The sequence below is a fragment of the Actinomycetospora sp. genome (assembly GCF_036497585.1).
In the GTDB taxonomy this organism is placed as follows: Bacteria; Actinomycetota; Actinomycetes; order Mycobacteriales; family Pseudonocardiaceae; genus Actinomycetospora.
The window spans coordinates 1-13,090 of the sequence record NZ_DASXJD010000011.1 but is presented as its reverse complement, the minus strand read 5'-3'; the positions used below and the strand labels follow the sequence as shown (position 1 = coordinate 13,090).

At 74.0% G+C, this 13,090-nt stretch carries 12 protein-coding genes and 1 tRNA gene; 8 read left to right on the top strand and 5 right to left on the bottom strand.

The features are described from left to right. The first annotated feature begins 225 nt into the window (after positions 1 to 225). Positions 226 to 302 (top strand) — tRNA-Ile (locus tag VGH76_RS01130). A 188-nt stretch (positions 303 to 490) separates the two neighbouring features. Here VGH76_RS01130 and VGH76_RS01125 read toward each other — a convergent pair. Further along, positions 491 to 760, bottom strand: a complete 270-nt coding sequence (locus VGH76_RS01125; RefSeq protein WP_331554760.1) for an amphi-Trp domain-containing protein — start codon at positions 758 to 760, stop codon at positions 491 to 493. Positions 761 to 943: 183 nt separating this feature from the next. Next, positions 944 to 2,440, bottom strand: coding sequence for a CHASE3 domain-containing protein (locus VGH76_RS01120; RefSeq protein ID WP_331554759.1), 1,497 nt, complete (start codon positions 2,438 to 2,440; stop codon positions 944 to 946). A 272-nt stretch (positions 2,441 to 2,712) separates the two neighbouring features. Here VGH76_RS01120 and VGH76_RS01115 point away from each other — a divergent pair, with 272 nt between their 5' ends. Then, the gene (locus VGH76_RS01115; RefSeq protein WP_331554758.1) at positions 2,713 to 3,639 is read left to right on the top strand and encodes an AraC family transcriptional regulator; all 927 of its coding nucleotides are present in this window, start codon (positions 2,713 to 2,715) and stop codon (positions 3,637 to 3,639) included. 13 nt (positions 3,640 to 3,652) lie between these two features. Here VGH76_RS01115 and VGH76_RS01110 read toward each other — a convergent pair whose 3' ends face one another. Next, positions 3,653 to 3,964, bottom strand: a complete 312-nt coding sequence (locus VGH76_RS01110) for a hypothetical protein (RefSeq protein WP_331554757.1) — start codon at positions 3,962 to 3,964, stop codon at positions 3,653 to 3,655. 727 nt (positions 3,965 to 4,691) lie between these two features. Between VGH76_RS01110 and VGH76_RS01105 the strand changes: the two genes are divergently transcribed. Continuing rightward, the gene (locus tag VGH76_RS01105) at positions 4,692 to 5,450 is read left to right on the top strand and encodes a GAF and ANTAR domain-containing protein (protein ID WP_331554756.1); all 759 of its coding nucleotides are present in this window, start codon (positions 4,692 to 4,694) and stop codon (positions 5,448 to 5,450) included. 70 nt (positions 5,451 to 5,520) lie between these two features. After that, positions 5,521 to 5,727, top strand: coding sequence for a hypothetical protein (locus tag VGH76_RS01100; RefSeq protein ID WP_331554755.1), 207 nt, complete (start codon positions 5,521 to 5,523; stop codon positions 5,725 to 5,727). Between the two features lie 54 nt (positions 5,728 to 5,781). Here VGH76_RS01100 and VGH76_RS01095 read toward each other — a convergent pair whose 3' ends face one another. Next, on the bottom strand, positions 5,782 to 7,092 hold the full coding sequence (locus VGH76_RS01095; protein ID WP_331554754.1) for an acyl-CoA dehydrogenase family protein: 1,311 nt from the start codon (positions 7,090 to 7,092) through the stop codon (positions 5,782 to 5,784). 352 nt (positions 7,093 to 7,444) lie between these two features. Between VGH76_RS01095 and VGH76_RS01090 the strand changes: the two genes are divergently transcribed. The 4 genes from VGH76_RS01090 to VGH76_RS01075 all read left to right on the top strand — a co-directional run bounded on the left by VGH76_RS01090 (position 7,445) and on the right by VGH76_RS01075 (position 12,076). Next, the gene (locus VGH76_RS01090; protein ID WP_331554753.1) at positions 7,445 to 7,894 is read left to right on the top strand and encodes an Rrf2 family transcriptional regulator; all 450 of its coding nucleotides are present in this window, start codon (positions 7,445 to 7,447) and stop codon (positions 7,892 to 7,894) included. Between the two features lie 110 nt (positions 7,895 to 8,004). Next, positions 8,005 to 9,312: an acyl-CoA dehydrogenase family protein gene (locus VGH76_RS01085; protein ID WP_331554752.1), complete on the top strand. Its 1,308-nt coding sequence runs from the start codon at positions 8,005 to 8,007 to the stop codon at positions 9,310 to 9,312. A gap of 406 nt (positions 9,313 to 9,718) precedes the next feature. After that, positions 9,719 to 10,600, top strand: coding sequence for a LytTR family DNA-binding domain-containing protein (locus VGH76_RS01080; protein ID WP_331554751.1), 882 nt, complete (start codon positions 9,719 to 9,721; stop codon positions 10,598 to 10,600). A gap of 36 nt (positions 10,601 to 10,636) precedes the next feature. Continuing rightward, on the top strand, positions 10,637 to 12,076 hold the full coding sequence (locus tag VGH76_RS01075; protein WP_331554750.1) for an AMP-binding protein: 1,440 nt from the start codon (positions 10,637 to 10,639) through the stop codon (positions 12,074 to 12,076). 51 nt (positions 12,077 to 12,127) lie between these two features. Here VGH76_RS01075 and VGH76_RS01070 read toward each other — a convergent pair whose 3' ends face one another. After that, complete coding sequence (locus VGH76_RS01070; protein ID WP_331554749.1) at positions 12,128 to 12,865, bottom strand: C40 family peptidase; 738 nt, start codon at positions 12,863 to 12,865, stop codon at positions 12,128 to 12,130. Positions 12,866 to 13,090: the final 225 nt, after the last annotated feature.

Here is a 13,090-nt window from a genome sequence, read left to right as displayed (position 1 = left end):
CATGAACGGCACGATGCTGGCATCTGACGCGAGGACGGCGCCGCTCACGCGTGGAGCCCGGCCCACCCCGGCCGGCAGGAACGGCACGATGCTGGCATCCGACGCCAGGAGGGCGCCGCTCACCCATGAGCCCGGCCGACCGCGGGTGCTGATCCACCCACGGAGGGGGTGCCCGTAGGCTCCCGGCCGCGGCGCACGACCGGGTGAGCCAGGGTCCGCCGCGCGGGGGCAGTAGCTCAGCGGGCAGAGCAGCGGACTCATAATCCGTCAGGTCGTCGGTTCGATCCCGACCTGCCCCACCACGACCCGCAGGTCACCGGCCTGCCGGGCTGTTGCTCGACGAATCAGCGGACACGTCGCCGGCCGTGTGACCGAGCGACCCCGGTGCCCCTGCCTCGGGGTCGGGCGCGCCGCTGATCGCGGCTGTCTCCCCTCGGACAACTCGGACGCCGGTGGTCTTCGGAAGCGTCACGCTGCCGACGAGGTCCGGTCAGGGGCGCGTTCTCGCGAACGGCGGGTTCGGGCTGGTGTCGGACGCCGACCACGTGAGCTCGATCTCGAGCTCGATCTCGTCCCCCTGTGGCTCGACCTCCAGCTCGCACCGGAACTCCTCGGGCAACGTGAGGGTCACCGGTGGCCCGGCGAGCGCGAGCTCCAGGGTGCCGCCCCGCTCGATCGCCGCGGCCAGGTCGGCCAGCCATCGCGCGACCGCCTGACGGGACAGCGTCGTCTTCTGTTCGATCTCGTCCGCGGACATCATGGAGGTCCCTTCCGCCGCGCCCAGCCCATACCGTGGGCCTGACCTTTCCCGACCCGCTGCAGAAGACCTCAACCAGCGGAGTGAGGGCGTCTCCTGCAGACGGTGGGAGCTGCTCGCCGGTGGCCGGGGTGCCCGGGCCCGCCGGGCGACCATCGGCCCAGCGGCCGCCTCAGCCCGCCTCGCTCAGCCCGCCTCGCTCGCGGTCGGCCGGTCCGGGCGCGCCGCCGCCCCGTCGGACTTCCGCGCCGACCAGGGCCCGAGCTCGGCCCGCGAGGGGCGGGCGGCATCAGCCGGGATGACCCACTCGAGGATCGTGCCGGAAGCCCCGTTCACCCGGACGCTCATCGTGCCGCCGTGGCGCACGGCGCGGGCGGTCATGTTCGGGATGCCGTGGCCGTGCGCGGCGTCGTCGGTCGAGCCCGGGCCGGTCCCGTCGTCGACCACCCGCAGCGCGACCGTCTCGGCGTCGACGGCCAGGCGGACCGAGGCCGACGTCGCCTGCGCGTGGCGGGCGATGTTGCTCAGCGCCTCCCGGAGCACGGTGACCAGGTCGATGGCGGTCTCGTTGTCCAGCGTCCCCGCCACGTCGCCGTGGATGCCGAGGACCGGGGTGAAGCCCAGCGCGCGGGTGCTGTCGCGGACGAGGTCGTAGAGCGCGTCGCGCAGGGTCGGGCCGGTGACCGAGGTGCGCACCATGCCGAAGATGAGAGCGCGGAGCTCGCGCATCGCCTCGTCGAGCTCGTCGACCAGCGGTGACAGCCGCTCGGCGACGTCGGGGCCGCTGGTCGCCGCGATGGCGTCGAGGGCCAGCCCGAGGGCGAAGAGCCGCTGGACGGTGCTGTCGTGGACCTCGGCGGCGAGGGTGTCGCGGGTCTCGCGCAGCGCGAGCTCGAGCTGGGCCTCGACGGCGTCGTCGCGACGGGCGAGCAGGCTCTGGCGCATGGTGTCGGCGTCGGTGGCGATGGCGGCCAGCTCGGCGGGCGACTCCACGGTGATCGGCAGCTGTTCCTGTCCCTCGGCGACGGCCCGGGCCTGGCGCTGCAGGCGGTCCACCGGTTCGGTGAGGCGTCGGCGGATCAGCATCGGCGCCGCGACCGCGACCGCGAGGGCGACCGCGAGACCGCCGTAGGTGATGGCGTCGGTCCAGGCGCGGGTGGTCGACACCGTCGCCAGCGTCGTCGTCTCCCGGTCCACGAGATGGCGCTCGAGGACGGCCGACGCCACCCGGAAGCGGTCGAACTGCTCTTTGCCCTGCAGGGCCGCCGCGTCGGTCTCGGCGAGCGCGCCACTCTGCCGTGCGGCGATCTGCGGTTCCGCGGTCTGCACCCGCCACGTCATGGCGGCGCTGGTGGCCGTATCCAGGGCGGCCTCGCCGGCCGGGTCGGCGGCGAGCAGCGCGGTCAGCTGCGCCTGGGCGGCACCCGCCTGCGCGATCCCGTCGCGGTACGGCTCGAGGAACTGGGGGTCCCCGGTCAGGATGAAGCCCCGGCTGCCGGACTCCTGGTCGACCATCGCGGTGACGAAGCCGGCGGCGGCGACGCGCGCCGGCTCGATGCGGGTCGTCACCTGGTCCACCACACCGCGCGCCGCGAACCGGCTGGCCAGGCCGACCCCGGCCAGCACGACCGCGACCACCACCGGCACGAAGACGAGGAATCGCACCGTTGCGCGCAGGGTCACGACGAGTCAGGGTTCGCTCTCCCTCCGGAGCCCTGGCAGGGACCGGCGCCCTGAGAACCCGGGACCATCGGCGCTTCCGATCACCCGGGCGGGCTGGCGACGACGAAACGGTCGAGCGTCACCTCGGTGGCCGCCTACGCGGGAGGGGTTGAGTCACACTGAGGACGAGGGCGACGATGCATTGCCTCGACCGGGGGGAACGGAGGCTCGATATGCAGGTTCGGCAGGCGACACCGGTGTCGACGTTCGATGTGTCGTCGTCCGATCCGGACGTGGCCGACACGTGGCTGCGGGCGGCCTACGTGGACTACCGGCGACGCCTCTACGGGGACCGCGCCGCGTTCGGCTTCGCCTTCACCGGGGCCTCCGCGCCGACCTTCTCCATCGCGACCACGCGTCACGGCATGGGCCTCGAGTGCGAGACCGAGGTCCTCGACGACGCCGTCGTCGTCAGCACGGTGCTCGAGGGGCGGACCGAGGTGTCGGCGGACCGGACCGTCATCACCCCGACAGCCGGGGTGCCCTTCCTGATGCCGCCGGGCCGGCCGTGGCGGATCCAGTGGGAGCACCTCACCGGCGAGGCGGTGCGCATCGACCGGGTCGTCCTGGAACGCGCGGCCGCCGCCCTCGGCGCGGACGACGGGCCGTTGTGCTTCACCGGGTCGACGCCGTCCTCCCCGGACCGGGCGACGTACCTGCGTGCAACCGTCGCGCACGTCCGCGACGAGGTGCTCGGCAACGCCGAGATCGCCGCGCACCCCCTGGCCCTGGCCGAGGCCGCCCGGTCGCTCGCCGTCGCCACCCTGATGACCATCCCGAACAGCGCCGTCGCGAGCCTGCCGGACGCCGCCGCCCCCCGGCGCCCCCACGTCGAACCGGCGGTGGTGCGGCGGGCCGTGGAGTTCATGGACGCGAACGCCCACCGTGAGGTCGACATCTGTCAGGTCGCCGACGCCGCGCGCATCAGCGTCCGGGGCCTCCAGTCCGCCTTCCGCCGACACCGGGACCAGACCCCGCTGGAGTACCTGCGGCACGTGCGGCTCGACCAGGCCCACCGCGACCTGTTGGCCGCCGACCCGGCCGGGAGCCAGACCGTCGCCGCCATCGCGGCGCGGTGGGGCTTCACCCACCCCGGCCGGTTCTCCGTGGACTACCGACGCGCCTACGGCCACTCCCCGCGCTACACGCTGAAGGGGTGACCGCGACGACCCGTCAGGCGGCCTCCGCGGCCCGCGGCCGCTCCAGCGGCCGTGTCGCGAAGTGGTCCGAGCGGTGCCGACCGGTGGTCGCGCGCACCCGGGCCCGGGTGGCCGCGGCCAGCAGCCGGTCGCGCTGCGCCCCCGGGGCGCAGTGCTCCGCCCGCTGCCGCAGGTGTGTCGCGAGGCCGTCGAGCACGTCCGCGCTGCGGGTCAGCGCCGCGACGACCGCTGCCCGCAGTTCCACGGCGTCGTGGACGAGCGAGTTCCGGTAGTTGAGCTCGGCGCAGGTCAGGGCGAGGTACCGCAATACCGGCTGATCGCCCATAACGTGGAGCGTGGCCCCCTCCGGCCCTCCGCGCCAGCGGCCACCCGGTGAGAGCTGCGACCGGTCCGCCACCGGCTCCGAGCGGAGTAGGGGTTCGCAGCGCGGCCGATGGGTACGTTCCTCGGGCGGTCGTCCACCGACGCCGCCGCCCTCCCGGGCTGTTCGTGTCGACGGACGAGCGGTCGGCTCCCCGAGCGTCCGGGCGTGCCCGTCGACCCGGTGTCGCCGGGCGCTGGAGGTGCCGTGACCGAGCCCGAGCGCCAGGAGCAGCTCATCGGTGCCCTGCGTGCGGCCGCCCGCGGGTGATGGACCGGCGCAGCATCTCCGATCTGGAGGGGCTGCTCTCCCGGATCGTGGCCGCGGCCGTCGAGACCGTGCCGGGTGCCGACGCCGGGGGCATCTCGATGACCGCCGACGGCGAGGTGGTCTCGCGCAGCCTGACTCGGCGTCCTGCGCCCGGAGGCCGAGCGACTCCTGCTGGCCCATCTCCCCGACCGCGACGGCGACCCGGTGTCGGTGGCGCGCCGGCTCACCGGCGGGAGGGGCGGCGGGGGAGAGCCCGACTGACCCACCCCGCGGGGTGTTTCCGACCCGCGATCGAGCGGGCAGCCGAGCCGATGCGGCCGTGAGGTCGCGACGTCGTCGAGGTCCACCCCGCGGGCCCGTGTCAGCAGACGAGCCACCACCAGCCGCCGGCCCGGTGGCTCGCCCGCCCGGAACCGGCAGCGTGGAGGGCCCCGACGCGATGGACCCCGAGGAGAAGATGGCGCTGGCGCTGCACCGCGCGGCGCGGGACCTCACGGCCGAGCGCAGCATCCGGGACCTGGACCGCACCCTCGCCCTGATCGTGGCCACCGCGCTGCGCACCGTGCCGGTCGCGGACGCGGGCGGGATCGCGGCCAGCGGGGACGGCGGCGCGTGGCACCACGCGAGCGATCCGGCCGTCACGACGCTCGCCCGGCTGCAGGAGGACCTGGGGGAGGGGCCCGCCCTCGAGGTCCCCGGGGACCTCCCCGGGGACGGCCTCGTCGTGGCCGACGACCTCGCCGTTGTCGACGCCGACCGCTGGCCCCGCTTCGCCGCCGCGGCCGTGGCGGCCGGCCACCGCTCGGTGCTCTGCGCCCGGCTGCACACCGGCGGCAGCACGCGGGCCACGCTGACGCTCCTCGCGTCGCGCCCCGACGCCTTCGCGGGCGGGGCCCGCGTCCTCGCGGGACTGTTCGCGACGCAGGCCGCGATGCTGCTCCACGGCAGCGAGCAGGCCCGCTACCTGCAGCGGGCGGTCGACAGCCGCGATCTCATCGGGCAGGCCAAGGGCATCCTCATGGAACGGTTCCGGGTCGACGACGACGCCGCGTTCCAGATGCTCGTGAGGTCCTCGCAGGACACGAACATGAAGCTCGCCGACGTCGCCCGCTGGCTGCGCAGCGAGGTGATCGGGAGCGCTCGGGAGCCCGGGGCCGACACGGCACCGGCGCCGGGATGAGGGTGCGCGGCGCAGGACGGGTGACGAGCGGGGTCCTGACGACCGCGCCGGGATCGGACGGGAGGGCGGCATGGCGGCACGACGCAACCCGTTCGTGGCCAGGATCCTCCGGCGCTCGCACGGTCTGCGGGTCCGCGCGAACCGCGCCGTGGAGCAGACACGCCACCTGCGGATGCAGGACTACCGACGCCGGACCGTCGCGGACCGGCCCGCTCCCGACGAGCTCCGCGAGGCGCGGCTGCGCCGGGCGCTCGGGCAGCCTCGGCACGGCTGGTAGGCCGGACGACAACGGAACCGGACGGCCGGGCCGCCCGGTTCCGCTCACCCGCGGTCAGCCGACGAGCGTGTCGATCGCCTCGTGGTGCTTCTCGAACTTCACGTAGTCGTCCTCCATGATCGCCCGCGGGTTGAACAACGGGTCGGCGAGGATGCCGTGCACCCGACGACGCTGCATCCCCATGTTGCCGCCGTCGTAGATGGGCAGGACGGCAGCCTCGCGCAGGATCTTGCCGAACCCGTTCTTCGTCTCCAGGCTGTTCACGCCGACGATCTGCATGCACTTGTAGACGCAGTCGAACATGAGCTCGGTGACCTGGATCTTGTTCATCGCGCCGACCAGCTCGGCGTGCTGGTCGTGCTTGTCGAGATAGTCCGCCGCGCGCCAGGAGAAGTAGCGGCCCATCTCGATCTTCGCGGCCACGTCGCCGAGCACGTAGCCCACGTTCTGGAAGCCGATGATCGGCTTGATCGCGCCCGCGGTGTTGCCCTGGGCGAACTCGAGCGCCATCTCGAAGGCCGCGCGGGCCATCCCGACCGCGGCGATCGCCGCCACCGGCCCCGACCACGCGAAGTTGCGGTTGATCACGAGGTCGCCGTTCCCCTCCGCGCCGGGCAGCAGGTTCGCCGCCGGGATGCGGGCGTCCTCGAAGACGATCTCCGCGTTGGACGCGAGCCGGTGGCCGACCTTGTCGAGGTGCCGGTACGTCACGCCCGGGGTGTCGCGCTCGAGGACGAGCGCCGAGAGGCCCTCGGTGCCGCCCTTCTCCGAGTCGGTCCGCACGATGAGCGTCCCCGCGTTCACCCCCCGCTCGTCCCAGCCCGCCGAGGACGGCCAGTACTTCCGGCCGTTGACGACGAAGTCGTCACCGTCCCGGGTCGCGGTGAGCCCGACACCGGCGGGGCGGGGCAGCGGGATGTCGAAGTTGGCGGTGCCCGAGGGGTTGCCGGGAGGCTCGCTCGCCGTCCATCCGCCGAGGTACGTGCCCGTGGGGTCCGACGTCGCCGCTGCGAGGAACCGCTGCTTCTGCTCCTCGGAGCCGTACCAGGCCACCGGCATCAGACCGAGGCCGTTGCACAGCACGGTGCAGGCGAAGCCGGGGTCGACCACGCAGATCTCCTCGGCGGCGATCACGAGGTCGACGCACGAGACGCCGCCCCCGCCGTACGCGGCGGGGAGCATGCACATCGCGATCCCGGCCTTGTAGGACTCGATGTACGCCGGCTGGGTGAGCTGGAAACCCTTCATCGGGTCGGGCTCGGCGTCGGCCTCGGCAACGACGGGCCTGAGCACGTTCTCTGCGAATGCCCGGACCTCGTACTGGAGCTTCTTCTGCTCGTCGGACATCGTGAAGTTGACGGTCATGGCGGCCTTCCGATTCCTCCGGTGCGGTCCTCCCGCCACGTCCGCGGAGCGGGAGTAGTGGTATCCGGCGTGCTGCTTTCGAGAGCAGTGAGCGTCGGAGCTTCGGAGCTTGCTGGGCCCGGGGGGCGACCGGAAGGCGTCCGGCACGAGCGGTAGGAGACGTGTCACGACCGGTACGGCGGCGGTTCACGGCCTGCTCGTGAGGTGGGACGAGGCCCTCGCGACGGAGCCTTGCCGCCTGGACCGGGCAGAACTAGCATCCGCTCTACCTCTTTTCTCTCCTCGCCACGCAGGGGGTGACCGGAATGCATCCACGGGCCGCACCGACCCGGTCGAGAGGGACGGACCGGCGATGAGGCACACCGCCCACGCCGACTTCGCGCTGCGCGTGCTGCTCTACCTGCGCGTCGTCCCCGGGCGGCAGGCCGCGGTCGCCGAGATCGCCGAGGCGCACGCCGTCTCCCGCCACCACCTCGTCAAGGTCGTCCAGCGCCTGGCCGGGGCGGGGATCGTCGCGACGGTGCGTGGGCGGGGCGGCGGCGTCCGCCTCGAGCGGGACTCCTCGGGCATCACCGTGGGGGAGGTGATGCGGGCGATGGAGAACGACTTCGCCGTCGTCGAGTGCCTCGGCGCGGCCCGCTTCTGCCGCGTCGCCGGCGTCTGCGGCGGCCGGGACGTGTTCTCCCGGGCGCTCGACGCCTACTTCGCGGTGCTCGACGACGCCACCCTCGACGACCTCGCGGCCAACGACCTGGGCCTGCGTGGGGCGCTGCGCCTGACCCCCGGCCCGGGCGGCCGCTGAGCCCCACGGGCCTGTCCGTCCCCGCCGGACCCGCACCACCGATCGGCCAACGGGGGCCGTCGCCGACGTTCCCCAGCCGCCAGGTCACCGGCTGCGGAGGAGGAAGCCTCGTGCCCATCGACTTCGACCTCAGCCCCGAGCAGCGCACGCTCAAGAAGACCGCCCGGGAGTTCGCCCACGAGGTGCTCCGGCCCGCGGCCGAGCGCGCCGACACCCTCGCCGACGCCCAGGAGGCATTCCGCGCGATGAAGCCGGTCTACGCGCAGGCCGCCGCGCTCGGGTTCACCTCCATGTTCCTGCCGCGGGAGTACGGCGGGGGCGGCGCCTCGAACGTCGACTTCCTCATCGCCATCGAGGAACTGTGCGCCGTCGACCCGGGTTTCCCGACGATCCTGCTCGTCAACGGTCTCGCCCTGATGCCCCTGCTCCGCTACGGCACCGAGGAGCAGCGCGAGATCTGGCTGCGCCGGGCCGCCGCCGACACCACCGGGGACTTCCTCGCGGGGTGGGTGGTGAGCGAGCGGGGCGGCACCGCCAACTTCGACCACCCCAGCCCGCAGGCGGGGATCCAGCTCGTCGCGGACCGCCGGCCCGGTGGCGAGTACGTCATCAACGGGGAGAAGCACTGGCCCTGCAACGCCGGCGGCTGGGACCTGCAGGGCGCGGACGTCAACCTCTGCGTGGTGCGCACCGACCGCGCCGGGGGCGGCAAGGAGGCGCTCTCCGCGGTCCTCGTCGAGCGGGGCACCCCCGGGATCCGCTACGAGGTCATCGACAAGCTCGCCCATCGGACCTGCCAGAACGTCACGATGACGTTCCGCAACGTCCGGGTGCCCGAGGAGAACCTGCTCGCGCGCGGCGACGGCGACCTGCTGATCAACCACGACTTCACGTGGTCCGCCCCGATCGCGAGCATCGCGGCCGTCGCGGTCGCGCGCGGCGCCTACGAGTTCGCCCTCAAGTGGGCCCGGACCTTCACCGGCGCCGGCTCGGGCCCGATCATTCAGCACCAGGCGGTCGGGCACCTGCTCACCGACGTGGCCGCGAGGATCGAGGCCGGCCGGTATCTGTCCTGGAAGGCCGCGCACTACATGGACCGCCACCCGGGGCAGGGCCACGCCCTGGGCGGCATGGACAAGACCTTCTGCGGCGAGGCGATGCAGCGCGTCGTCGTGGACTGCATGCGCATCGTCGGGGTCAACGCGCTGGACCGGAAGTTCCCGATGGAGAAGTACTACCGGGAGTCGATGGTCTTCCCGCTCTACGACGCCGGGAACCTGGCGATGCAGCGACGCCGGGCGTGGGGCGCGATGGCCGACCCGGCCTTCTCCCCGGACGTGTTCGTCGACGACCTCCCGCTCCCGTTCACCAAGGCCATGGAGGGGTTCGGGACCGTCTCCGAGGTGGACCGGCCATGACCAGGGCGGTGCCGTGGACGCGCTCGCTGGCCCGCACCTACGCGGCCTGGGAGCGCTTCGCCTCCGGCGAGGAGCACCCCGAGGACGTCCCCTGGGGGATCGCGGCGTCCTGGCACCGATGTCGCGACGTCTACCGGATCGATCCCCGCGGGCTCCCCGGTACCGCCGAGGACGACGAGGCCGTCGACGGCACCGTCCACGCCACCCTCTTCGCCGAGCTCGGCGGCCTCGCCGCCTCGGCGCCCGCCACGGCGACTGCCTCGTCACCGTCACCGACGGCCGCGGGCGGGTCCTCACCTCGTGGGGGAGCGGGCCGTCCGGACGCCGCGCGCGCGAGACCGGCCTCGTCTCGTCGCTCCGGTGGGCGGAGACGACGGCCGGCACCAACGCCGTCGGGACCGCCCTGGTGTCGCGGCACGCCGCCGGCGTGTGCGGCCCACAGCACTGGAGCTCCGCCCTGCACGACTGGAGCTGCACCTCCGTCGCGCTCTGCGACCCCGCGACCGGAGCGCCGTTGGCCACGCTCACCGCGGCGGCCTTCCGGGCCCTGGTCCCGCTCCGCCCCGTGGACCTGCTCGTCGAGACCCGCCCGCTGGGCGGTGTGCTCCGGGCGGCGGCCAGGCGCGACCGGGCGAGGATCCTCGCCGCGTATGCGCGGATCGAGCGGAACGGCGGCGGCGCCCTCGTGGCGCTCGACGCGGCGGGCCGGGTGGTGGCCGCCAATGCCGCGTTCCGCGGCCGCGCCCGCCGGGGCGACGATGGCGGGGACGAGATCGCGCACGTCGCGCGACGGGTTCGCGCCCGGGCGGACGCGAACGCGCCCGCCGAGCCCGACGACGGTGACTACGAGCTCGTCCCGGTCCCCGCCGGGCCCGACCCGGTCGGCTTCGTCGTCGCGGTGCCGGACGAGCCCGAGATTCCCGAGCCGCGGGTCGAGGAGGTCGCCGCAGGGCCGACCCGGCTCCCGGCGCTGACCGGGGCCGGCCGCCTCGTCCTGCTCCCCGCCGCCGCGATCCGACATGCCCGCTCGGACGGGCACACCGTGTGGTTGACGACCGACGACGGCGTCCTGCGCGCGGTCCGCCGCGGTATCGACCACCTCGAGCAGGACCTGGCCGGGGCCGGTTTCCTGCGTGTGCACCGCAGCCACCTGGTCAACCTCGCCCGGGTACGCGAGGTGTCGGCCGTGCGGGGCGGTCTGGTGCTGTCGACCTCGCTGCGCGGCCCGGAACGCATCCCGGTCTCGCGTCGATGTGCGCCCCGGTTGCGGAGAGCCTTCGGCATGTGAACGCACCTGGTCGTCCGGACGACCAGAATCGTTCACATGGCGACGCCTCTCGGTACCCGTCTGCGCGAGCTCGCGGCCACCGCCCCGAACGCGCCCGCCGTGTCCGACGGCGACGACGTGTGGACGCGCGCCGAGCTCGACGTCCGGACCACCCGGCTCGCCCGGGCGTTCGCCGCGCGCGGGGTGGGGGAGGGCGACCTGGTGTCGATCGCGCTGGGCAACGTCGTCGCGCACGTCGCCTGCTCGGTCGCGGCGTGGAAGCTCGGCGCGGTGCCGCAGCCGCTGTCGGCGCGGTTGCCCGACGGCGAGCGGGACGCGGTGCTCGAGGTGGCCGAGCCGGCGCTCGTCGTGGGGCTGGAACCGCCGGACCGGCCGTGGCTGGGGGCTTCCGAGCTCGACCGGCTGTCGCGCGACGGCGACGCGACGCCCCTGCCCGACGTCGTCGGACCGTCCTGGAAGGCGCCGACCTCCGGGGGCAGCACCGGGCGGCCCAAGGTGATCGTCGCCGGTCAGGCCGCGTGCACCGAGCAGGTGCTGGCGCGGGTGGACGGGCTGCGGATCGAGCCGGAGGGGGTGTTCCTCGCGACCGCCCCGCTGCACCACAACGCGCCCTACATGTTCTCGCTGCTGGCGCTGCTGCAGGGCCACCACGTGGTGCTGGTGCATCGCTTCGACGCGGCCCGCACCCTCGAGCTGATCGGCGAGCACGCCGTGACGTGGCTCTACCTCGTCCCGACGATGATGGGCCGGATGCTGCGCCTGCCCGACGCGGCGTGGGAGGCGGCGGACCTGTCGAGCCTGCGGACCGCGCTGCACGTCGGCGCGCCGTGCCCGCCGGAGGTGAAGCGCGGCTGGCTCGCACGCCTGCCGGCCCCGGAGATCCTGCTCGAGCTCTACGCGGGGACCGAGTCGCAGGCGAGCGCGATGATCGACGGGCGGGACTGGCTGGCCCACCCCGGCTCGGTCGGGCGGGTCACGCGGGGCGAGATGGCGGTGTGGGACGACGAGAGGCGGGAGTGCCCGCCCGGGGTGACCGGCGAGATCTGGATGCGCCCGGACGGCCCGCCGACCTACCGGTACCTGGGAGCGACCGCGCGCGTCGTCGACGGCTGGGAGTCGCTCGGCGACATGGGCTGCTTCGACGGGTCCGGCTACCTGTACCTGGCCGACCGGCGGGCGGACATGATCGTCGTCGGGGGAGCGAACGTGTACCCGGCCGAGGTCGAGGCGGCGCTGCTCGCGCACCCCGAGGTGGCCGACGCGGTCGTCGTGGGCGAGCCGGACGAGGACCTCGGGCGGGTGGTTCGGGCCGTGGTCCAGCCGGTGTCGGGGGCGGCGCCGGGCTTGGCCGAGCGGCTACCCGCGGCTCTGGCCGACCGGCTGTCCCGGCACAAGATCCCGCGCACGGTCGAGCTGGTCGACCACCCGCTGCGCGATGACGCGGGGAAGGTCAGGAGAGGTGCCTTCGGCATGTGAGCACTTTCCGGGGTCATAGCCCCGGAAAGTGCTCACATGCCCGCAGGGCACCTATCGCGCGCGCCCGAAGCTCGTGTCGCCGAACATGTTGCCGAGCTTGACCGACTCGCCGGGCTCCGGCGCGGTCCAGATCTTGTTGTTCCCTGCGTAGATCGCGACGTGGTAGATGCTGTCGGACCCGCCCATGAACACCAGATCGCCGGGCTGGGCCTGGCTCTTGCTGATGTGCTGCACCGCGTCGTACTGCTGCTGCGCGGTGCGCGGCAGGCTGATGCCCATCTTCTTGAATACGTACGAGGTGAAGCCGGAGCAGTCGAACGAGCTCGGCCCGGTGGCGCCGTAGACGTAGGGCGTGCCCTCGAACGACGCGGCCGTGGAGACGATCCGGTCGCCGAGCGGACCGAGGCCCGCCACGCTGCCCGCGCTCGAGCTCGCCTCCTTCGCGGAGGCGGCCTTCTCCTGCGCGGCCTTCTTCGCGGCCGCGGCCTGGTCGGCCGCCTTCTTCACGGCGGCCTCGGCGGCGGGGGAGGTGTGCTTGACCGCCGGGGCCGCGGCCAACGCGGTCGCTGCCACCGGGGTGACGGCCGCGCGCTGCGCCGGGATCGAGGACGCCGGGGAGTACGCGGTCAGCGTCGTCGCGGCGTGCGTGGTGTCGGCGCCGATGCTCGCGAAGGCCCCGGTCGAGCCGGCGACCGCCGCGGCGCTCGCGGTGACGAGGGCGGCGGCGATGCCGGCGCGAGTGAGGGAGCTGTCGGTGAGGGAGCTGGGGAGGGACACCGGCAGGGACACCGGACCTGCGGTCGCGGCATGACGTCCGGGCATGGAGACGCTTTCTCGGTCGTCCACGACGCCCTCGGGGTGGCGCCGCTCCCGTCCTCGACCGCGATCGCGGTGCTGGCCCGGAACCACACCCAGGGAGCGGGCCGCCGGACGGGCACGGCGGCCCGGGCGAGGGGCCGGGTCGACCCACCGGGAGGTGAGTTGGTCCGGGACCGTAGCGAGACCTTTTCGTGA

Bases quoted from the DNA above. Each gene is read 5' to 3' on its own strand.
- VGH76_RS01100 (WP_331554755.1), top strand. From the start codon at position 5,521: ATGGCGGCACGACGCAACCCGTTCGTGGCCAGGATCCTCCGGCGCTCG.
- VGH76_RS01090 (WP_331554753.1), top strand. From the start codon at position 7,445: ATGAGGCACACCGCCCACGCCGACTTCGCGCTGCGCGTGCTGCTCTAC.
- VGH76_RS01110 (WP_331554757.1), bottom strand. From the start codon at position 3,964: ATGGGCGATCAGCCGGTATTGCGGTACCTCGCCCTGACCTGCGCCGAG.
- VGH76_RS01075 (WP_331554750.1), top strand. From the start codon at position 10,637: ATGGCGACGCCTCTCGGTACCCGTCTGCGCGAGCTCGCGGCCACCGCC.
- VGH76_RS01125 (WP_331554760.1), bottom strand. From the start codon at position 760: ATGATGTCCGCGGACGAGATCGAACAGAAGACGACGCTGTCCCGTCAG.
- VGH76_RS01095 (WP_331554754.1), bottom strand. From the start codon at position 7,092: ATGACCGTCAACTTCACGATGTCCGACGAGCAGAAGAAGCTCCAGTAC.